This is a genomic window from Roseovarius sp. B-10, from assembly GCF_056859295.1.
This window is the reverse complement of record NZ_JBSXOE010000040.1, coordinates 151,443-170,875: the sequence shown is the minus strand read 5'-3', so window position 1 is coordinate 170,875 and position 19,433 is coordinate 151,443. Positions and strand designations below refer to the sequence as shown.

General features: G+C 62.9%; 20 protein-coding genes. 8 read left to right on the top strand and 12 right to left on the bottom strand.

The window, feature by feature from the left end; translation table 11 throughout:
• Positions 1 to 23: 23 nt before the first annotated feature.
• Complete coding sequence (locus AC13D8_RS17105; RefSeq protein WP_482969829.1) at positions 24 to 701, top strand: TIGR04283 family arsenosugar biosynthesis glycosyltransferase; 678 nt, start codon at positions 24 to 26, stop codon at positions 699 to 701.
• Positions 702 to 810: 109 nt separating this feature from the next.
• On the opposite strand, the gene AC13D8_RS17100 is transcribed toward AC13D8_RS17105, so the two are convergent.
• Positions 811 to 1,494, bottom strand: a complete 684-nt coding sequence (locus AC13D8_RS17100; protein WP_482969828.1) for a fused DSP-PTPase phosphatase/NAD kinase-like protein — start codon at positions 1,492 to 1,494, stop codon at positions 811 to 813.
• Between the two features lie 150 nt (positions 1,495 to 1,644).
• On the opposite strand from AC13D8_RS17100, the gene AC13D8_RS17095 reads away from it, so the two are divergent.
• A complete protein-coding gene (locus AC13D8_RS17095) occupies positions 1,645 to 2,856 on the top strand; it encodes a pyridoxal-phosphate-dependent aminotransferase family protein (RefSeq protein ID WP_482969827.1) in 1,212 nt (403 codons plus the stop codon).
• Here AC13D8_RS17095 and AC13D8_RS17090 read toward each other — a convergent pair.
• Positions 2,839 to 3,243, bottom strand: a complete 405-nt coding sequence (locus tag AC13D8_RS17090; protein WP_482969826.1) for a hypothetical protein — start codon at positions 3,241 to 3,243, stop codon at positions 2,839 to 2,841. The genes AC13D8_RS17095 and AC13D8_RS17090 overlap by 18 nt on opposite strands.
• Before the next feature lie 9 nt (positions 3,244 to 3,252).
• A complete protein-coding gene (locus tag AC13D8_RS17085) occupies positions 3,253 to 4,455 on the bottom strand; it encodes a pyridoxal phosphate-dependent aminotransferase (RefSeq protein WP_482969825.1) in 1,203 nt (400 codons plus the stop codon).
• A gap of 85 nt (positions 4,456 to 4,540) precedes the next feature.
• Between AC13D8_RS17085 and AC13D8_RS17080 the strand changes: the two genes are divergently transcribed.
• The 3 genes from AC13D8_RS17080 (at position 4,541) to AC13D8_RS17070 (ending at position 5,793) form a co-directional block, all read left to right on the top strand.
• Positions 4,541 to 4,942 carry a helix-turn-helix domain-containing protein gene (locus AC13D8_RS17080; protein WP_104018607.1) on the top strand — a complete coding sequence of 134 codons (402 nt, stop codon included), beginning with the start codon at positions 4,541 to 4,543 and terminating at the stop codon, positions 4,940 to 4,942.
• A gap of 34 nt (positions 4,943 to 4,976) precedes the next feature.
• Positions 4,977 to 5,201, top strand: coding sequence for an FAD assembly factor SdhE (locus AC13D8_RS17075; RefSeq protein WP_129433228.1), 225 nt, complete (start codon positions 4,977 to 4,979; stop codon positions 5,199 to 5,201).
• A 91-nt stretch (positions 5,202 to 5,292) separates the two neighbouring features.
• Positions 5,293 to 5,793 carry a MarR family winged helix-turn-helix transcriptional regulator gene (locus AC13D8_RS17070; RefSeq protein ID WP_482969824.1) on the top strand — a complete coding sequence of 167 codons (501 nt, stop codon included), beginning with the start codon at positions 5,293 to 5,295 and terminating at the stop codon, positions 5,791 to 5,793.
• Here the strand turns inward: AC13D8_RS17070 and AC13D8_RS17065 are convergent.
• Entirely contained in the window at positions 5,787 to 6,464 is a 678-nt protein-coding gene (locus tag AC13D8_RS17065; protein WP_482969895.1) for a DUF1194 domain-containing protein, read from the bottom strand. The two genes, AC13D8_RS17070 and AC13D8_RS17065, sit on opposite strands and share 7 nt — an antisense overlap.
• Positions 6,458 to 6,886 (bottom strand): VOC family protein, encoded by a 429-nt coding sequence (locus AC13D8_RS17060; RefSeq protein WP_482969823.1) that lies wholly within the window; start codon positions 6,884 to 6,886, stop codon positions 6,458 to 6,460. The genes AC13D8_RS17065 and AC13D8_RS17060 overlap by 7 nt, the downstream gene beginning before the upstream one ends.
• Positions 6,887 to 7,084: 198 nt before the next feature.
• On the opposite strand from AC13D8_RS17060, the gene thyX reads away from it, so the two are divergent.
• The 3 genes from thyX (at position 7,085) to AC13D8_RS17045 (ending at position 9,260) form a co-directional block, all read left to right on the top strand.
• Positions 7,085 to 7,993 carry an FAD-dependent thymidylate synthase gene (gene thyX, locus AC13D8_RS17055; RefSeq protein ID WP_482969822.1) on the top strand — a complete coding sequence of 303 codons (909 nt, stop codon included), beginning with the start codon at positions 7,085 to 7,087 and terminating at the stop codon, positions 7,991 to 7,993.
• A 62-nt stretch (positions 7,994 to 8,055) separates the two neighbouring features.
• Positions 8,056 to 8,559 carry a Panacea domain-containing protein gene (locus AC13D8_RS17050; protein ID WP_482969821.1) on the top strand — a complete coding sequence of 168 codons (504 nt, stop codon included), beginning with the start codon at positions 8,056 to 8,058 and terminating at the stop codon, positions 8,557 to 8,559.
• A complete protein-coding gene (locus AC13D8_RS17045; protein ID WP_482969820.1) occupies positions 8,556 to 9,260 on the top strand; it encodes a hypothetical protein in 705 nt (234 codons plus the stop codon). Before AC13D8_RS17050 ends, AC13D8_RS17045 begins: the two co-directional genes overlap by 4 nt.
• A gap of 469 nt (positions 9,261 to 9,729) precedes the next feature.
• Here the strand turns inward: AC13D8_RS17045 and AC13D8_RS17040 are convergent, their stop codons facing one another.
• The 7 genes from AC13D8_RS17040 to AC13D8_RS17010 form a co-directional block, all read right to left on the bottom strand.
• Positions 9,730 to 11,865, bottom strand: a complete 2,136-nt coding sequence (locus AC13D8_RS17040) for a sensor domain-containing protein (protein WP_482969819.1) — start codon at positions 11,863 to 11,865, stop codon at positions 9,730 to 9,732.
• Between the two features lie 453 nt (positions 11,866 to 12,318).
• Complete coding sequence (locus tag AC13D8_RS17035; protein WP_482969818.1) at positions 12,319 to 12,786, bottom strand: hypothetical protein; 468 nt, start codon at positions 12,784 to 12,786, stop codon at positions 12,319 to 12,321.
• Positions 12,787 to 12,839: 53 nt separating this feature from the next.
• A complete protein-coding gene (locus tag AC13D8_RS17030) occupies positions 12,840 to 13,757 on the bottom strand; it encodes a glycoside hydrolase family 26 protein (RefSeq protein ID WP_482969817.1) in 918 nt (305 codons plus the stop codon).
• 34 nt (positions 13,758 to 13,791) lie between these two features.
• Positions 13,792 to 15,588, bottom strand: a complete 1,797-nt coding sequence (locus AC13D8_RS17025; RefSeq protein WP_482969816.1) for a glycosyltransferase family 2 protein — start codon at positions 15,586 to 15,588, stop codon at positions 13,792 to 13,794.
• On the bottom strand, positions 15,572 to 16,573 hold the full coding sequence (galE, locus tag AC13D8_RS17020) for a UDP-glucose 4-epimerase GalE (protein WP_482969815.1): 1,002 nt from the start codon (positions 16,571 to 16,573) through the stop codon (positions 15,572 to 15,574). Before galE ends, AC13D8_RS17025 begins: the two co-directional genes overlap by 17 nt.
• 250 nt (positions 16,574 to 16,823) lie before the next feature.
• Complete coding sequence (locus tag AC13D8_RS17015; RefSeq protein WP_482969814.1) at positions 16,824 to 17,807, bottom strand: UDP-glucuronic acid decarboxylase family protein; 984 nt, start codon at positions 17,805 to 17,807, stop codon at positions 16,824 to 16,826.
• Positions 17,804 to 19,165, bottom strand: coding sequence for a UDP-glucose dehydrogenase family protein (locus AC13D8_RS17010; RefSeq protein WP_482969813.1), 1,362 nt, complete (start codon positions 19,163 to 19,165; stop codon positions 17,804 to 17,806). The genes AC13D8_RS17015 and AC13D8_RS17010 overlap by 4 nt, the downstream gene beginning before the upstream one ends.
• Positions 19,166 to 19,433: the final 268 nt, after the last annotated feature.

The following is a 19,433-nucleotide window of genomic DNA, read 5'->3' as shown; positions in this document are numbered from 1 at the left end:
TCTGGACACGAAAGGGGGGCGTAATGCGCGCCGAGCTATCCGTGGTCATTCCCACGCTCGATGCCGGGGACGCACTGCCTGCTTGCCTGGGCGCTCTGTTCGAGGGCGTGCACACGGGCCTCATCCGCGAGGTGATCGTGAGCGATGGCGGCTCGCAGGATGCCACCCGCGTAATGGCCGAGGAAGCAGGGGCGGTAATCGTGACCGGCCCGCCGTCACGCGGGGGGCAATTGCGACGCGGGGCCGAGGCGGCTGGCGGCACGTGGCTGATGGTCCTGCACGCCGACACGGGGCTGCCCGAAGGCTGGAGCGAGGCGGTGCGCGCACAGATCGCGAAGGGCGGCGCGGCGGCGTTTCGGTTGCGCTTCGACGCGGGCGGGGTGGCGCCCCGGCTGGTCGCGGGATGGGCCAACCTGCGCACGAGGATGTTCGGCCTGCCCTATGGCGATCAGGCCCTACTTGTGTCGCGCCGCGCCTATCACGCCGCCGGGGGTTACCCGGACATCCCCTTGATGGAGGACGTGGCGCTGGCCCGCGCGCTCAAGGGGCGGATCGCACTCCTGCCGCTGGCGGTGACGACATCGGCGGCGCGCTTCCAACGCGAGGGCTGGCTGCGCCGGGGGGCGCGCAACCTGTGGCTTCTGGCACGGTACTTGTGCGGGGCAGACCCGGCGCGGCTGGCGGCGCGGTATCGGCGGTAGGGGGCAAGGCTGTTTGATCTGCGGCTGCCAATCGGGTCTTGGCGCCGGCGCGACTCACCTCAACGATCGCTCCAGGCCAGTTCCAGACCTTGAACCTTTGCTACGTCTCTCAGAACAGCGGCTTGTGCGTGGCGTTGTACGCGGCCTGGATCGCTTCATGATCGTATTCGGTGGCGATCCAGTCCTCGAAGCCGATGCCGGTCTCGGCGTGCCGGGCAGCGAAACGGTCGAGGATGAAGTCGAGCACACCGGTGCGGGTCCATTTGAAATGGATGTATTTCACCCCCAGCATCCGCCGCGCCTCGGCAACCGGGCGGCCCTCGATCACCATCAGGTAGATCGCGGCAGCAAAGCCCGCCCGGTCGGCCCCCGATTTGCAATGCATGACAAAGGGGCGTTCGATCTCTCGGAAGGCGGCGATCAGTGCCTCGATATTGGCGCGCGGCGCCGCGTCGCGGGCCTGCAGCGTGCAGTCAACAAGGCTGAGCCCAAGGCGGCGGCAGCTTTCCTTCTCGGTGAGGTAATGCGCCGCCCCCGCCGCGCCGCGCAGGTTGAGGATGCTGCGCACCCCCTTCGCCTTGAGTCGGACGAGCCGGGCATGGGTAGGCTGGTTCGAGCGCCACACGCCGGGAGCCACGGGAAACTGGTTGGTCCAAACGGTGCGCAGGATCGCATGGTCGAACCAAAGGTTGTAGACATGCGCGCGGCGGCGGTTCTCCGGCGTCGAGAGATCAGTGTTGTAAGAGGCGCGCAGCCGACGCTCCCAGTCGGATATCCGTTTGAAAAGGCTCATCGGCGCGGGGGTCTCCGGTCTTCGGGGTCACGCGCGCGCCCCGCCGCCACCGTCTAGGCGACCCGGCCTCGGATGACAAGCCGCACCGGTGCCGATTGACGCCGCCGGGCAGCGGGGTAATGTCACCCGCGCCATCAAGCGGAGATTTCCATGAGCCTTGCCAACGGTCGCGCCTATCTGGCCATTCCCGGCCCCTCTGTCATGCCCGAAGAGGTGCTGCGCGCCATGCACCGCGCCGCCCCCAACATCTACGAGGGCGACCTGATCGAGATGACCGCCGGGCTGATCCCCGACCTGCGCGCGGTGGCCCGCACGCAAGGCGACGTCGCAATCTACATCGCCAACGGGCACGGCGCGTGGGAGGCGGCGCTGGCCAATACGGTCAGCCCGGGCGAGCGGGTGCTCGTTCCGGCCACAGGCCGCTTCGGCCACGGTTGGGCCGAGGTGGCGCAGCTGCGTGGAATCGCGCCGGAAATCCTCGATTTCGGCAAACGCGCGGCGATTGATCTCAACCGGGTGGAGGCAACGTTGCGCGCCGACAAGGACCACGCGATCCGCGCCGTGCTGGCCACCCATGCCGATACCTCGACCTCGGTGCTCAACGATATCGCGGGGCTGCGCGCGGTGCTCGACGCCACTGGGCATCCGGCGCTCCTGATGGCCGACTGTATCGCCTCGCTGGCGTGCGACCGGTTCGAGATGGACGCCTGGGGCGTCGACGTGATGGTGGCGGCGAGTCAGAAAGGGCTGATGGTGCCGCCGGGGCTGGGCTTTGTCTTTTTCTCGGAGAAAGCGGCGGCGGCGCGGGCGCGAATGGAGCGCGTGAGCCGCTACTGGGACTGGACCAATCGCGCCGATCCACAGATGTTTTACCAGTATTTCGGCGGCACCGCGCCAACGCATCACCTCTTTGGCTTGCGTGCGGCGCTTGATCTGATCGCCGACGAGGGGATCGAGGCGATCTGGCACCGGCATGAGGTGCTGGCCCGCGCCATCTGGGCCGCCTGCGAGACGTGGGGCGAGGTGGGGCCGCTCGAGCTCAACATCGCCGATCCATCCCTGCGCAGCCGCGCAGTCACGGCGCTGAGGATCGGCGCGCCACACGGCTCGGCGTTGCGGCAATGGGTGCAGGACAACGCGGGCGTGACCCTCGGCATCGGGCTCGGGATGGCCGAGCCGGGCGATCCGGCCTGGCACGGGTTCTTTCGCATCGGGCACATGGGGCACGTGAACGCGCACATGATCCTCGGCGCACTTGGTGCGATCGAGGCGGGAATGCAGGCGCTCCGTATCCCCCATGGCCAGGGCGGTGTTGCCGCGGCGGCGGCGGAGGTGGCCCGGGGCTCAACCCTCGCGGGTTAGGCGGTCGGCCTTCTTGCGTACCAGCACGGTGCGCAGATCATGCATGGCCAGAAGCAGCGCGTCGGTCACCTGTTCAAGCTGTTCTTCGGTGGCGCGCGACTGAGCCCAATGGGCGGTGGTGTTTAGGTAGTCCACCGCGCGCAGGATGTCGTCGATATCGCGATGCGCGAGGATTTCCTGCCGCTCGGCCATCCACTCGTGGATCGCGGCGAGATCGGCCTCGGTCAGTTCGCGGTCACCATGCGGCTTGATCTCGCCCTTGCGGATATTGACCACGGCGATCTGGTCCATGTCGATACGTCGCTGGCGGTTCTCGGTATCCACGCGAAACACGAACGCGCCGTTCTCGCGCACGCGGAAATAGTATTCCGGCAGATCGCCCGCCATATGCCCCTCTTACCGCAGCCCGGCGCAGAACGCCTGTATCCGCCCACACGCCTCGCGCAGCGCTTCGTCGGCGGTAGCGTAGCTGACGCGGAAGTTCGGCGAAAGCCCGAAGGCCGCGCCAAAGACTACGGCGACGCCCTGCTCTTCGAGGAGGGCTGTGGCGAAATCCTCGTCCGTCTCGATCCGCGCGCCACCCGCGCTCGTCTTGCCGATCAACCCGGCGATCGACGGGTAGACGTAAAAGGCTCCGTCGGGCACCGGACAGTCCACCCCCTCGATCTCGTTCAGCATCGAGACCACGAGATCGCGGCGACGGCGGAACACCGCGTTGTTCGCGGCGATGAAATCGTGGCTACCGTTCAGCGCCTCGACGGCGGCCCATTGGCTGATGGTGCAGGGGTTCGACGTCGATTGAGACTGGATCTTGCGCATCGCGGCAATCAACTCCTCGGGCCCGGCGGCATAGCCGATGCGCCAGCCGGTCATGCAATAGGCCTTGCTCACGCCGTTGCAGGTGAGGGTGCGGTCGTAAAGCCCCGGCTCGACCTGCGCGGGCGTGCAGAATTCGAACCCGTCATAGGCGAGGTGCTCGTACATGTCGTCGGTCATCACCCAGACATGAGGGTGGCGCATCAGCACGTCCGTCAGCGCCCTGAGTTCGTCGCGCGAATAGCCCGCCCCGGTAGGGTTGCTGGGCGAGTTGAAGATGAACCAGCGCGTACGCGGCGTAATCGCGGCTTCGAGCGCCTGCGGGGTCAGCTTGAACCCGGTCTCGATGCCGGCAGGGGCCGCCACCGGCTCGCCACCCGCCAGCAGCACCATGTCGGGATAACTCACCCAGTAGGGCGCGGGGATCACCACCTCATCGCCCGGGTTCAGCGTGGCCATGAGCGCGTTGTAGAGAATTTGCTTGCCGCCCGTGCCGACACTGACCTGCGCGGGCGTGTAATCAAGCCCGTTGTCGCGCTTGAACTTGGCGCAGATCGCCTGCTTCAATTCCGGGATGCCATCGACGGCGGTATACTTCGTCTTGCCCTCTTCGATGGCTCGGATGCCCGCCGCCTTGATGTGGTCGGGCGTGTCGAAATCGGGCTCGCCCGCGCCAAGCCCGATCACGTCGCGCCCGGCAGCCTTCAATTCCTGCGCCTTGGTGGTGACGGCGATCGTGGGCGAGGGCTTGACGCGCGCAATCGTCGCGGAGAGGCGGGACATGGTCGGCTCCGGTTTGAATTCACTTCCCAAATCTCTTAGGGTGCGCGCGAGTTCCGTTCAAGAACGATCACCGGAAAGGAAGAGCATGACCACCGAGCAAGACGATAGCTGGTTCGACCCCGAAGCGACCACCTTCGGGGACCGTGTCGCGGGCGCGCGCGAGCGCGCAGGCATGAGCCAGAGCGATCTGGCCAAACGGCTCGGCGTGAAGCTCAAGACGCTCAAGGGTTGGGAGGACGACCTCTCCGAGCCGCGCGCCAACAAGCTGTCGATGATGGCGGGGCTGTTGAACGTGTCGCTGCTTTGGCTGCTCTCGGGCGAGGGCGAGGGGCCGGATTCGCCCACGATGGGCGATCTGGAACCCGATATTACCGGGCTTCTGACCGAGATCCGCGACATCCGCACGCAAATCGCCTATTCCACCGACCGGTTGGGGCGGCTGGAAAAGACGTTGCGCGCGCGCCTGATGGAGCAGGCCGGTGAATGACGAGCCGCGCGAGCACCGTTTGCGGCGCCTCGCCATGCGGGCCAATCGGCGTGGAATCAAGGAGATGGATATCATTCTCGGGCGTTATGCCGGGGCGCGTCTTGAACATCTTGACGCGCCCACGCTCGACCTGCTCGACGCGCTCCTGTCCGAAAACGACCAGGACCTCTACCAATGGGTGACCGGGCAGAGCGCCCCGCCCGGTCGCTTCGCGCCACTGGTCGAGGACATCGCGCAGGTGGCATGCGCCGGGAAATAGCGCGGATTTTAGGCGTCTGCTGCGCGATTTAACCGAATATTGGCGGTTTTGTCCGAGTCTCTCTCGCGAATGGTCCGCGACGGAGACATCCATGAGCTTTCACAGCCCCCTGAGCACACGGCCCGCGCCCGGTGCCTTCATCGCCGGGTATCTCGACGCGCTGTCGCTGGTGGAGCGGCTGCACCGCCTGCTGCTAGACGTCATCAAGGACGAGTTCGAGCGCGTCGGCATCCTGGAGATCAACGCTGTTCAGGCGCTTCTCTTGTTCAACATCGGGGATCACGAGGTGACGGCGGGCGAGCTCAAGTCGCGCGGGTATTACCAGGGCAGCAATGTCAGCTATAACCTCAAGAAGCTGGTGGAGGCGGGTTACATGCACCACCAGCGCTGCGAGGCGGACAGGCGGGCGGTGCGCGTGCGCCTGACCGAGAAGGGGCGCGGCATCCGCGACGTGGTCGCGGCGCTGTTCGAGCGTCACGCCGCGGGGTTGCAGGAACGCGGGGTGCTGGGCGAGGACGGGCTTGACCAGGTGACCGGCGCGCTCAGGCGGGTGGAACGCTACTGGAGCGACCAGATCCGCTATATTTATTGAGCTGGCAGTGCGCCCAACACGATATTGCTGATCTCGCGAAAGAGCTTGCGTGCCATGGCGCGCCTGAAATCCTCGAACCCGTCCGCCACCTCGAGAAATGCGCCGGGCCCGCGCAGCACCTCGTCGCGATAATGGCGCAGCACGGTCGCGTCATGGCCGAGGATCACCAGACCATTCACAGTTATGTTTTGAAAGGGAAAATGCCTATAGGCCAGCGCCGGGGCGAAGCCCTCGTTGTTCACACCGTCGCCCGACACGTCGATAACCCGGCGCGCACAATCGGGGGCGCGGGTCATCACCTGCGCGCCATAGCCGAGCGCGGAGCCGAGCGCCGTGGGAAATTCCGCGGTCGAGCGCTCCATGCCGGCCAGCAGGGCCGCCGCGCGGGTGATGTCGGCGTGGTTGCGCAAGATGGTCCAGTCGAGATGCAGCTTTTGCTGGTCGCGCCCGCTCCACTCGTAGACCGCCAGCGCCACGTCGCCCTCGCCCCCAAGGATCGCGTGGCGGATGTCCGGGGCGTCGAGCGCCGCCGCTAACCCCTTGCGTTGCAAGTCGTATTCATGCGCATCGACCGAGGACGACACGTCCAGCGCCAGCACCAGCGCGAGGCGGCAAGCCGCCTCGGCGGGGGCCGCGAAAAGGCCCGCGAGCAGGGCCGCCCATCTCACCAGTGGCCCACGTTCTCCATGCTCGCCCAGGGCTCGGCGGGGGCGAGCGCCTCGCCTTCCTGCAACAGCTCCACCGAGATGTTGTCGGGGCTGCGCACGAAGGCCATGCGGCCGTCGCGGGGGGGGCGGTTGATGGTGATGCCGTTGTCCATAAGGTGTTGGCACATCTCGTAAATATTGCCGACCGAATAGGCGAGGTGGCCGAAATGGCGGCTGTCCGACGGCAGGCCCTCGTCGCCGTCCCAGTTCCAGGTCAGCTCCACCGGGCATTCCTCCTGCCCCTCGGGAGCCATGAAAACAAGGGTGAATCGCCCACCCTCGTTGTCCCAGCGGCGGGTCTCTTGCAGGCCCAGAAGGGAGAAGAATCGCATGGTGGCGTCGAGGTCCTTGACCCGGACCATCGTGTGCAGATAGCGGATTTTCATCGGATTTCTCCTGTCGGTATCGCGTCGGTATTTTGTCGGTATCGCGTCGGTGCGATTACTCCGGCTCAGGATAGGGCCTGTGGCCCGCGTGTCGAGGGCAAAGCGAATCCGGCTGACACACCCGATATCGGCTTGGCGGCAGGCCCACCCGCAAGATATAGTGGAGATCGACTCGCCCCATCCCCGAAAGGTGCCGCCATGCCGCTGACCCCGGAACAACAGGCCGAAATCGACGCCGCCCGCGCCGAGCCGCGCGAAACCCTGCGCGCCATATCGCCGGGCATGGAGGCGCATCTCTATACCGCGCACCCGGTGCTGGATCACGGATTCGTGCGGGTGATCGACTACATGGGCGACGATGCCGCCATCTGCCAGGCGGCGCGGGTGTCGTATGGCCGGGGCACGAAATCGGTGAGCAATGACGAGGGGCTGATCCGGTATCTCATGCGGCACTGGCACTCGACCCCGTTCGAGATGTGCGAGATCAAGCTGCACGTCAAGCTGCCGGTGTTCGTGGCGCGGCAGTGGATCCGGCACCGCACGGCGAACGTCAACGAATACTCTGCCCGCTACTCGATCCTGGACCGCGAGTTCTATATCCCCGCGCCCGACGCGCTGGCCGCGCAATCGACCACCAACAACCAGGGGCGCGGGGACGCGCTGGAGGGCGAAGAGGCCGAGCGCGTGCTGCGCCTGCTGCGCGAGGACGCGATGCGGTGCTACGACCATTACGAGGCGATGATTTCCGACGAGGGGCAGCAGGGGCTGGCGCGCGAACTGGCGCGGATGACCCTGCCCGCCAATATCTATACGCAATGGTACTGGAAGGTGGATTTGCACAACCTGCTGCATTTCCTGCGGCTGCGGGCGGATGCGCATGCGCAGTATGAAATCCGCGTCTATGCCGATGCGATCTGCAAGATCGTCGCCGACTGGGTGCCGGCAGCCTACCGCGCCTTCGAGGATTACCGCATGGGGGGTGCCACGCTCTCGGCCACCGCCCTTGATTGCGTGCGGCGGATGGTGAAGGGTGAGGAGGTGACGCAGGAAACCTCCGGCATGTCCAAGGGGGAATGGCGGGAGTTTGTAGGGGTGATTGAGGGGTAGTGAGTGTTGACAATCGGCTAACTTGGAACAAAAATGAAACACGTGCATCACATGAGTGGATTATGAAGGGCTACGACGTGCGAGCAATCGCAAATATCGCGCTAGACGAGTGTAGGGAGAATGGCAGGCCAATCTCTAACCTTCATTTGAATAAGATGCTGTTCTTTATGCATGTCGATTGCTTAAGAGATAAGGGGTGCCCTTTAGTTTCAGCCAAGATTGAAGCATGGGAGCATGGTCCAGTATTTCGAGAAATATACAATCAATTCAAGCAATACAAAAGTTCTCCTATTCAAAGCTTCGCAACCAAGGTGGATTTCAACAGTGGAGAGCGAGTAGAGGCGAGGGAAGAACTGCCAGCAGAGTTAGAACGTTATATACGTGAGCTTGCAAATTTTTACTCAGAAATACCGGCTTGGATATTAAGGGACTTGTCGCACGACAAGGGAGGGGCTTGGGACGCCATATGGAATCATGATGGCGAAATGAATGTCGGAATGGAAATTACCGACGAAACAATCCGCACCTATGAGCTGCCAAAAGGTAAAAGGATACGTTGCCAATGACCTCAGTCGCAAAAGTCGATCGCCCCCCCGCCGCCGAAAATTGGGCGCGGATGCAGCATCCCGACATAAACAAGACAGCGAAAAACGTTTTCGCTTTCTTGAAAGGTGGGATAACGTGGAACTATCTGCCAAGTAGATCGGTCGCTAAATTCTACATTGAAGATCAGATAGATAGAAAGACGGCGCTAAAAATTGCTTCCGAACGAGGCAATCCAGTCGGACGCCCTTTCAATATCGAGCTAGTGAATGCATTTTACGATTTCGTTGAATCCAACCCAATCGAGGGTGTGAGGGCTTTCGATGAAATGCTGGAGTGGTTTCCTCTGAGGCGAGGAGTCGCGATCCCGATTAAGCCACTTAGTGTGGTCCGGATGGATGGACGCTTCACACCGATATTTCTCTGTCCGTGGAGCCAGATTGCATTCGATTCTTATCAGGCAAGCCTGTTCATGACCATTCTAGAGAAATCAGTCTTTACTCTTACTGACTTCGCAGACTCGGAAGGTAGAATATACTTCTTTCCACGGCACAAAGTCGGGGAGAAGGAATGGCAACGCAGGCCGGTGATTTGGAAGCGAGGTGATATTCCGCTGCTTTCTGATAACGAGCTAAACGATCAAATTCGCGTGTTCTTTGAAAGCAAGGAATTGGCCAGAATTTGGTATCAAGACTACCTGAAACGAACTGAAAAGAAATCGTAGCGTCGGCGTTAGGCGTTCTTCAGAACCCCTACCACCACGCACACCTCGCTAACGCGCGATATAGCCACGCCCGGCACCGCCGGGCCGCGCCCGACCCTCCCCACGGGAGGGCGCGGTGGTGATGTCGGTCGCAGCACGCATGGCGGGGATGCTTTGGGGTGCGGCGCATCGCACGGGCGGTGGTGCGCCCACCCAGAGTCGGGCGCGGCCCGGTGGTGGCTGCCGTTGGGGACGGATGGTGGGAGGTCCTCGGGTCAAGCCCGAGGATGACGGGGGGTGCTGCGGTGGCGGGAGGTCCTCGGGTCAAGCCCGAGGATGACGGGGGGTGCTGCGGTGGCGAGAGGTCCTCGGGTCGAGCCCGAGGATGACGGGGGTGGATCACGGGAAAGAAGGGCGGGGCCAGCCGTCTGGACCGACCGCCCTGCCCCGCGTCACGCTGGGCCTGCACCGCAAGATCGGCGTTTTCGTGTCACGTGCTTTCTAAAAACCGCTTCTTGAAGAACTGGACGACCTCGGCGCTCGGGCGGGGCTCGCTGAAGAAGTTCCCCTGGACCAGGTTGCAGCCTTCGGTGGTGACGCTGAGGTATTGCTCTTCGGTCTCCACACCCTCGGCAGTGGTCAAGATGCCCAGGCTGCTGCTCAGTGCGACGACCGCACGCACGATCGCGATGCTGTCTTTCCTGCCGGGCAGGTCACGAATGAAGGATTTGTCGATCTTGATCTTGCTGAACGGGAAGGCGCGCAAGTAACCGATCGAGGAATAGCCGGTGCCGAAATCGTCCATCGAGATCCTGACCCCGAGATCGCGGATCTGGCGCAGAATGACAAACGCACCCTCGCTTTCCTTCATCAGTACCTGTTCGGTGATCTCGAGCTCGAGCCGATCGGCAGGCAGCCCCGACTCGGCAAGCGCATTCTTGATGGAGCGGACGAGTTTCTTGCTCTTGAACTGAGCCGGCGAGAGATTGACTGAAACCGATATCTCCTCCGGCCACCGCGCGGCTTCGACGCAGGCGTGATACAACACCCATTCGCCCAGCGGCACGATCAGCCCTGTCGCCTCTGCCACCGGAATGAATTCGTCCGGCATCATGAGGCCGCGTTCGGGGCTGGACCAGCGCAGCAGCGCCTCGCAACTGTCGACCGCTCCGGTCTTGACGTCGATCATGGGCTGGTAGAGCAGCTCGAATTCGCCCCCGTTATGGATCGCCTTGCGCAGATCGAGCTCGATGAGGCGGCGGGCCTGCATACGCGCATCCATTTCGTGCTCGAAGAAGCGGTAGACGTTGCCCCCGTCCGCCTTGGCGCGATAGAGCGCCAGATCGGCGTTCTTCATGAGGACATCGGGATCTGTGCCGTCACTGGGCGCGACGGCAACACCGATACTGATCCCCACGATCACCTGACGACCGTCCAAGTCGTAAGGAGCCGAGACAGCCTCGATAAGGCGGCTTGCAAGTGCGGTGATGTCCGAGGGGTCCTTGACCGGAGTCTGGATAATGGCGAACTCGTCTCCGCCCAGCCTTGCCGGGATGTCTTCGCCACGCCGGCAGCTTTGCATGCGCCGGGCGGCCGCCTGCAGCAACAGGTCGCCCGTGGGGTGCCCGAGCGTATCGTTAACGGCCTTGAAGTGGTCGAGGTCGAGGCTCAGAACCCCGACGAATTCGCCCGGCCTCTGCTGCTTCATGAGGGTGTCCAACCGATCGTAGAAGCTCAGCCGGTTCGGCAGTTCGGTCAGCGCATCGAATTGCGCCATGTGCTGGATCTCCGCCTGATCGGCAAGCCGCTGAGTGATGTCCTCGAAGGTCACCACGATCCCGCCCTCCGGCATCGGCTGAAAGGACGCAGAAATGCTCCGGCCGTCGTTCAAGCGCTGGAGATATGTTCCACCCGCAGGGTCGCGGAGGATTTTCGCCAGCTGAGCGAGCGTGGCCTCGGGGTCCAGATCCCGGAGACCGGAAGTTGATGCCGCGAGATCCATAAGCTCCGGCACGGTCATGCTCAACCGTATCTGGTCTTGCGGCAACTGGAAAATCTCGGCGAAGCGCCGATTGAACAATATGATCCTCCCCTCTTCATCTTGCATCAAGAGACCCTGCGACATGTTCGTCAGCGCGGTCTGAAGTTTCGCCTCGGAGTCGGCAAGGGCCTGTTCCGCCTGCTTTCGTTCGCTGATGTCGATCGCGGCGCCGACCGCGGCAGGTTGCCCTTTGAAGACGGCGACCGACGCGTCGACGAAAATGTCGACGATCGTTCCGCTCTTGTGGGTTATCGTGGTCTCCAACTGGACGAAACGGCGCTTGCCGGACACGCAGTCCTTTACGACTTCGGCGATGGCAGCTCTGTCTTGTTCCGCGACGAAATCGAGGAGCGGCTCGTTGACCATTTCCGCCGGCAATTCGCCAACCAGGCTGGCCAAATACGGGTTGATGTAACCAATGGTGCCGTCGGCCCGCACAACGACGATGCCGACCACACTTTGTTTGAATTCCGTTCCCGGCTCGTTCATCTCCCAGAACAGATCGCCCTTGGTATCGGGCAAGACCGGAAGCACGTCCTCTGGCCGCGACTTGGATCGCCTGGCCCGCTTGCCCGCGCCGTTCATGGCCACTCTCTCCTTCTGCCTGCGGTCAAAAGCGCCGCGGCCCAGCTCGGATGTATCACCCTATGGTTTGAACCTGTGAAGCCCGCGGGCAATTCGGGCGGTTTCGGTAGGGTCATTCCCCGCACTGCCATCTTGGCTCGCGCCTAAGCGAAGCCAATCCATGATCGGGAAATCATAACATACTACGGCCTCAGGAGCCATTGATTTCAGGTTTTTCCGAGTGTCTCAGGCTCCGTGAGGGAGGCGTCAAACGGGTGCTCTTGTTGAGCTTTGCCGAAGCGGCAGGCCGTCAAATCCGCCTCGACAACCTGCTTGAGCAGCTTGCGCGCTCCGAATTTCCGGGGTCGCTTCAGCTCGTCTTGAAGTACTGGAACGGGGAGCACCAGGTCATTCCGCGAGGCGCGCCGCCGTCCGCCTCAACCGGAGGTCATCCGACAGAGCTGAATCCGACAATCAACGCGCGAAACATCTCGATTTCTTTCCAAAACCGGCCGGCGAGCAGATCCAGCTGCCGTGACCGAGCAAGCGGGCGGATTGGGTCCCGGTCAGGTTGCGCCGGGCCCGTTCCACTTCGGCAGCTGTCTGGCCGTTGCTGAACCAGCTAAAGCCCTGCGTCGCGTTCACCTGCACGACCTGGGACTGTGTTGTCTCGTCGTGCGCCAGCACCGGACCGGCCTGCGCCGATATTAAAATGGCCACCGCGATGGCGCCCCCGAAATTCCTGGCTGTTCTTCTCATGACGTGCCCCTCGTGTTTTTGCCTGCTGCCGCCCTCCAAGGCGCGCCCGGCCCAATGAAATTCGGCCTGCCTCCCCCTCCCCTCCGGAACAAGGCCCGGCTCGAGCGAAATGAAGACCACTTCCCGTGACCAGAACTGATCACATGAATATGTTACGATATTGGCCAGATCATGGAACGGCAACGGCGCCCCTTTACAGGACGCCGTTTTTTGCCGAATTCCGCCGGTCGGAGCAGTTACTCGAGGACGCGGTGATGCACCCGCCAGTCCGGACGGCCGAACCCTTCGGGCCAGTTATAGACCTCAGGATAGTTGAAATAGACCACCCCGACGAGCTGGGGATATCGGTCACCAACATTGCGGACCGCGTTTTCCCACATGTCGACATAGGCCTGTTTTCCCGAGTAGGCGAGTTCGGCCACCACGACCGGCTTGTCGAAGGTGGCAGCGCGTTCGTACCGCGGCGCCATGATGTCCTCGAAGGTCCGGTCACGGTCGTAATGATCCTGGTCCCAGGGTTGGTAGCCGAAGACAGAGATGCCGACGACATCGGCGTAATCGTCGCCCGGATAATAGGCCTCCATCCCCTCAAAACCGGTCGGCGACCACATGTAGCGCACCTTCGGCGCCGCCGCGCGACAGACGTCGATCATCCGGCGATAGGCGGCAACATAGGTTTCCGCGTCCCAGCCGGCCCAGATGAACTGGCCGTTGTCATCGTCCATCTCATGCCCCCAACGCACCGTCACCGGGCTTTGCAGCGTGTTCAGAACCTCGCAGATCGTGCGCATGTTATTGTCATAGCTGCCGTCGAAGATCCCCTCGCGCAGGTGCTGGGGCGTGTTCCGTTCGGACCGCGACCAGGTCCAGGGCTCGATCGTTACCAGAACGGCGCGATGGCGCTTGAGTGCATAGGTATCGGCCTCGCTCAAAGATTGCAGATAGAGGTCTTCCCAGGGCAAGAAGAGATGCTCTATCTGCACGTTCGTGTCATTTTCGAAATCTCCGCCGGGATCGTAGACCCCGAAAGGCAGATCTCCCGGCGGCGCAGCCAGAACCGGCACCGACCCGGCGACCCCGAAAAGCAGCGCGGTCAAGAGGGTTGGGAAATACCGGCAATTGCGGTCGAGCGTTTTGGGTACACAAGTCATCATTGTTATCTCTCCATACTAATTTCATAACGTCAGGTTAGTTCCATCCCGGATCAAAGCGGTAGACGACAGTACCGCGCGCATTACTTCTTGCACCGGATGCACGATATTCGACACTGGTCAGGTGGACAGGTCCGAGTCCGGCCTCAAGAGCATAAAGGCTTTCGGTGCCCCGCAAGAACAGAGCGGCACCGATTGCCGCGAAAACCCCGGCTGTTGTTCCGATTTGCAGTGCGGCGCCCAAACGCCTGGGCCGGCCTGTTTCGCGCCAATGGTGCACGACGATCACCGCCAACAGGGCCGAATAGGCCAACGCGTTGAACACCGCCAGCAGGTAGAAGCCGCGCGCCTGCGTGATGTCCGACACCGCGAGGACCGGCACGACGCAGCCGAGCGCAAGAATGGCATAGACCGCCAGCACGCGCCCCGGCAGCGGCGCGTTTTGCGCACCGCCCTTCGGCGTGACCCGGAAGTCGACGAAGCGGCCGCTGAGACGGTCCGCCAGCGCCATCACCACACCCCAGACCACCCAGGGCCATTGCGCCAGTACGAAAAGCCCCTTTTCCCAAGAGATGATCGGGGCATATTGCGGCCGCAGGAACCCATCGCGGTGCAGGCGATAGGCAAAGAGCGTCATCGCCACGACGGTGGGCAGGCTGTGGCCCAGGAAGGCCGGATAGGTCACCTCGGCAAAGCGCCGGTCGAGCACGAGCGCAACGATCGGCAGCAAATACATCCCCGCGAAGGTCAGCGCAAACAGCGGATACCAGACCTGGCAGAAGACGAAGAGTGCCCTGAGCCGCGGCGTGAGGCTGCCGAGATAGCGCGGCGTATGGTACAGGAGCAGGCTGAGCAGGCTGCGCGACCACTGGAATTCCTGCGTGGCGAGATCGGTGATGCTGGCCGGACCGTCACCGACGGCGATCGCGTCGATGGCATGGACGCCGCGCCAGCCGCCGGCGTTCATCAGCATCGTCGTCGAATGGTCCTCGGCCAGTTCGGGGCCGAGGCCGCCCACCTCTTTCAGTGCCGGCGTCCGCACCGCGTAATGCGAACCGATGCACATCGGCGCGAGCGCTCCGGTGTAGCCGGCCTGCAGGATGCCGTGGAAACCTGCCTCGGCATAGAGGCGGGTCCGGGCAGCCCAACTTTCCTTGGCGTTCGCCGCGCAAATGCTGGGGGCGCTGACATAGCCGACGGCGGGATCGGCGAAGGGGCGGATCATCTCGCGCAGGTAACCGGGCCGCGGCACGTGATCGGCATCGAGCTGCGAGACGAGGTCATAGTCGCGATAGCCCCAGTGGTCGTAGAAGAAGGCGAGATTGCCCTCCTTGCAACGGGTGCGCCGGGGCCATTCCGCGCGGTGGTAGTCGTCGCGGCCCTTGCGGGTCGAGACGCGAACGCCGTGTTCGGCACACCATTCCAGGACCTCGGGCGTCGGATCCTCGTCGGCCAGCCAGGTGTCGTGCGGATAGTCCTGCGCCAGCATCGCCTCGAGCGTCGGGCGCACCACGGCGAAGGGCTCGGCTGGGGTCTTTGTCGTGATCATCGCGACCCGGTATTCTCCGGGCACGGGATCGGGCGCGGAACTGACGCGCGCGTTGTGCACCACGCAGAGAAAATAGACCTGCAGCCCGTAGAGCCAGATCAGCGGCCCGGTCGCCATGCCGTAAAGCCACGGATCGAGGATATGATCGGGTTGCAGCCACCATCCCCAGAAGAAGAGCGCGGCCAGCACCCAGACAAGCGTATAGCCGCGGTAGATCCACTTTTGCCGCCGGCTCAGAAGCGGTTTCAGAAGACGCTGGCCGGGGCGATCAGACCTTGTCCCCATCGCCGCCTCCCAACCCGAACCAGGGGGCCGCGTCGCGCACGATATCGGCGATGTCAGACCGCCCGGCGCGAAAGCCCCACAGCCGCGCCGCCAGGCCGGCATCGGCCGTCAGTTCCGGCGGGTCTCCCGGCCGGCGCGGCGCATCCTCGACCGGGACCGCACGGCCGGTCGCCGCTTCGATCGCGGCAGTGATCTCGCGGACCGAAAACCCGCGCCCCGAGCCGAGGTTCAGCGCCAGGCTCGCGCCCCCCGCCATCAGGTGTTCGACCGCGCGCACATGGGCGCGGGCAAGATCGGCAACATGGATATAGTCGCGCACGCAGGTGCCGTCGGGCGTGGGATAGTCGGTGCCGAAGACCTTCAGCGCCGGGCCCTGCCCCGAAGCGGCCATCAGCGCCAGCGGGATCAGGTGGGTTTCGGGGTCATGCCGCTCGCCGATCTCGCCCTTTGGGTCGGCGCCGGCGGCGTTGAAATAGCGCAGGCTGACATGGTGCAGCCCATGGGCGCTGCCGTGGTCGCGCAGCATTTGCTCGCAGATCAGCTTGGTGCGGCCATATGGGTTGATCGGGCGCTGGGGCGTGTCCTCGGTGATCGGCAGGCGCTCAGGCAGACCGTAGGTGGCGCAGCTCGACGAAAACACGACGCGCCCCACCCCGGCCTCGGTGCAGGCAGCAAGAAGGCCGATCATGCCGCCGACATTGTTGTCGTAATACTTGCCCGGATCCTGCATCGACTCGCCGACATAGGCCTTGCCGGCGAAATGCAGAACACAGGAAATTTCGTGGCGCATCAGCGCCGCTGCCACCGCTCCCCGGTCGCGCACGTCGCCGCGGACGAGAGGCCCCCAGCGCACCGCATCGCGATGCCCGGTCGAGAGGTCGTCGAACACCACCGGCCGGGCGCCCGCCGCTGCCAGCGCCTTGCAGGTATGCGACCCGATGTACCCCGCGCCGCCAGTAACCAAAACGGGCAGACCTTCAAGCATCAGGTATCCAACTCAGACATCATCCCGGTCGCCGTGCGGATTTCGTTGCGGAAACAGGCGATCGTCCGGTCCGGCCCCTCGCCGAGCGCACGCCGGGCTGCCAGCCCGGCAATTCGCCCGCATGGGTGGTCTCGGGGCGCGTCCTGAAGTGCCCGAATGGGCCGGGTTCGGTCATGCCAAGCGCGGCGAGGGCCCCCTGCCCACCACATGCCGGTTTGTTCCGACAACGCGCATTCATGTATTCGCTCCTTCAGCCAGGCATGTCCATTGAGAACTGGCGCCGGAAATAGCCGATCGTGCGCGCCAGTCCTGTCTCGAGCTCAACAGTGGGGCGCCAGTTCAGCTTCTCGATCGCAAGCGAAATGTCGGGTCGTCGTTTATGAGGATCATCCTCCGGCACGGGGCCGAATGTGATCTTTGATTTGGAGTCGGTAAGCGACATGATCAGATCCGCAATCTCGCGGATCGTGTGCTCGTCAGGGTTGCCGAGATTGATGGGGCCGGTCACATCGTCGTTCGAATCCATCATCGCGGCGAGGCCGCCGATCATATCGTCCACGTAGCAAAGCGAGCGCGTCTGTGAGCCATCGCCGTAGATTGTGATAGGCTTGTCGCGCAACGCCTGCAGGATGAAATTCGAGGCGACCCGTCCGTCGGCGGGCGACAGTCGCGGGCCATAGGTATTGAAGATTCTGACGACCTTTATGCGGACACCATACTGCCGATGATAGTCGAAGCAGATGGTTTCAGCGCAGCGCTTGCCTTCGTCATAACAGGCGCGCGGTCCAATCGGATTGACGTGGCCGTAGTAGGTTTCGCTTTGCGGCTGAACCTGCGCGTCTCCATAGATTTCACTGGTCGAAGCCTGCAGAAAGGTGGCCCCGGTCTCTCGCGCGAGGCGCAGGAGATTGATGGTGCCCATCACGCTTGTCTCGATCGTACGAACGGGTTGCAGCTGATAGTGATGAGGCGAAGCCGGGCAGGCGAGATTGTAGATCTCGTCGACTTCCAGCCGGAGAGGATCACGCACATCGAAACGTAGGATTTCGAAATTGGGAAAGCCCAGAAGATGGGAGACATTGCTTTTTGCGCCGGTGAAGTAGTTGTCGACACAGATCACGTCATGGCCTTCGCGCACCATGCGATCGCAAAGATGCGAGCCGATGAACCCGGCTCCGCCACTAATCAGGATTCTGCGCTTGGATGTGCCGCGCCGAGCTCTTTCCTTTATCAACTACCTTGCTTTCCGTTTGTGCCAGATTGAGACGCCAGATCCGGGGTGTTTGAAATTGAGGGCCGCCCGATGCTCCAGTAGGTAAACCCGGCGGCCGCCATCTTCTCGGGGGGGTAGATGTTTCGCAGATCCACCACCAACGCACGCTTCAGCAGAGTCTTCATATTCGCCAGGTCAATCGCTTGAAACTCCTTCCATTCCGTTAGGATCACCACGCCGTCAGCGCCGCTGAGGGCGTCGTCTGCGGTCTTGCAGATGTCCAGATCGAGGCGCGAGCGCGCTTCCTTGCCGCCTTGCGGATCATAGGCCTGAATTCGCGCGCCGCAGGATTGGAGATACGGAATGATCACGAGACTCGGTGCGTCGCGCATGTCGTCGGTGTCGGGTTTGAAGGTCAGGCCGAGCACGGCGACGGTCTTGTCTTTCACGCCGCCGAACGCCGCTTCGATCCGTTTTGCCATTGCATGCTTGCGGGCCGCATTAACGTTCACGACGGTTTCGACGATGTGCGTCGGCGCGCCTACGTCCTGAGATGTCTTGAGCAGCGCCAGCGTGTCCTTCGGAAAGCACGACCCTCCGTACCCGGGCCCCGCATTCAAGAACGCTCGCCCAATGCGACGATCGAGGCCCATGCCTCGCGCGACCTCCTTCACATCGCCACCAACTTTCTCACAGATGTCCGCCATCTCGTTGATGAAGGTGATCTTGGTCGCGAGAAAAGCATTGGCCGCGTACTTGATCAGTTCTGACGTCTCTCGCGTAGTAAAGATCATCGGCGTTTCGCGCGCATGGTGGTGTGGTTGATATACTTCGAGCAGCACTTTGCGCGCCCGCTCGGTATCGCAACCCACCACAACCCGGTCGGGGTGACGAAAATCCTCGATGGCAGTACCTTCGCGCAGGAACTCGGGATTGGACGCAACGTCGAATTCTCCGTCAGGCAGGATAGACCGTATGATCTCCTCAATCTTGCGGCTTGTGCCCACGGGAACTGTCGATTTGGTTACGATGACCGCATACCCCGTCAGCGCATGGGCGATCTCTGCTGCGGTATCGAAAACGTCGGAAAGATCGGCGTGGCCATCGTTGCCGCGGCTCGGTGTCCCGACCGCGATGAATACGGCATCGGCATCCCGAACCGCCGTGCTCATATCTGTCGTGAAAGAGAGCCGTCCCGCCTGAGCGTTGCGCGCGACGAGTGCGTCCAGACCCAGTTCATAAATCGGCATGATACCCTCGGCCAGCGACGCAACCTTGTTCGCGTTCTTGTCAACACATACCACGTAATGGCCCGACTCCGCAAAGCCGGCGCCCGATACCAAGCCGACATATCCGGTCCCGATCATGGCAATCTTCATTCGACTCTCCTACCCGATTGCGGCGACAGCTTGTGACGTCGCAGCGCGCAGCCGCAACTCTCTTCACACTGCCGCAGATCCATCAGCGGAAAACTGATCTAAATCAACGTTCGGCGAGCATTGTTCGTGGTCGAGCGCGCGGCGATCCATCGGGGCGCGGCGACGAAAGATCGGGTCGCTAGAGAAGCGAGAGACAAACGAACAACTTTATCTGTCGTCGGAGCCGTCGTCATTATTCTCGTCGTCTTGGGTTACCTGGGTTTCTGGT

Coding starts and splice junctions, on each gene's coding strand:
- AC13D8_RS17050 (WP_482969821.1), top strand. CDS start 8,056: ATGAAGGGCTACGACGTGCGAGCAATCGCAAATATCGCGCTAGACGAG.
- AC13D8_RS17105 (WP_482969829.1), top strand. CDS start 24: ATGCGCGCCGAGCTATCCGTGGTCATTCCCACGCTCGATGCCGGGGAC.
- AC13D8_RS17100 (WP_482969828.1), bottom strand. CDS start 1,494: ATGAGCCTTTTCAAACGGATATCCGACTGGGAGCGTCGGCTGCGCGCC.
- galE (WP_482969815.1), bottom strand. CDS start 16,573: ATGCTTGAAGGTCTGCCCGTTTTGGTTACTGGCGGCGCGGGGTACATC.
- AC13D8_RS17085 (WP_482969825.1), bottom strand. CDS start 4,455: ATGTCCCGCCTCTCCGCGACGATTGCGCGCGTCAAGCCCTCGCCCACG.
- AC13D8_RS17080 (WP_104018607.1), top strand. CDS start 4,541: ATGACCACCGAGCAAGACGATAGCTGGTTCGACCCCGAAGCGACCACC.
- AC13D8_RS17040 (WP_482969819.1), bottom strand. CDS start 11,865: ATGAACGGCGCGGGCAAGCGGGCCAGGCGATCCAAGTCGCGGCCAGAG.
- AC13D8_RS17010 (WP_482969813.1), bottom strand. CDS start 19,165: ATGAAGATTGCCATGATCGGGACCGGATATGTCGGCTTGGTATCGGGC.
- AC13D8_RS17090 (WP_482969826.1), bottom strand. CDS start 3,243: ATGGCGGGCGATCTGCCGGAATACTATTTCCGCGTGCGCGAGAACGGC.
- AC13D8_RS17045 (WP_482969820.1), top strand. CDS start 8,556: ATGACCTCAGTCGCAAAAGTCGATCGCCCCCCCGCCGCCGAAAATTGG.
- AC13D8_RS17095 (WP_482969827.1), top strand. CDS start 1,645: ATGAGCCTTGCCAACGGTCGCGCCTATCTGGCCATTCCCGGCCCCTCT.
- AC13D8_RS17030 (WP_482969817.1), bottom strand. CDS start 13,757: ATGATGACTTGTGTACCCAAAACGCTCGACCGCAATTGCCGGTATTTC.
- AC13D8_RS17025 (WP_482969816.1), bottom strand. CDS start 15,588: ATGGGGACAAGGTCTGATCGCCCCGGCCAGCGTCTTCTGAAACCGCTT.
- AC13D8_RS17060 (WP_482969823.1), bottom strand. CDS start 6,886: ATGAAAATCCGCTATCTGCACACGATGGTCCGGGTCAAGGACCTCGAC.
- AC13D8_RS17070 (WP_482969824.1), top strand. CDS start 5,293: ATGAGCTTTCACAGCCCCCTGAGCACACGGCCCGCGCCCGGTGCCTTC.
- thyX (WP_482969822.1), top strand. CDS start 7,085: ATGCCGCTGACCCCGGAACAACAGGCCGAAATCGACGCCGCCCGCGCC.
- AC13D8_RS17075 (WP_129433228.1), top strand. CDS start 4,977: ATGCGGGCCAATCGGCGTGGAATCAAGGAGATGGATATCATTCTCGGG.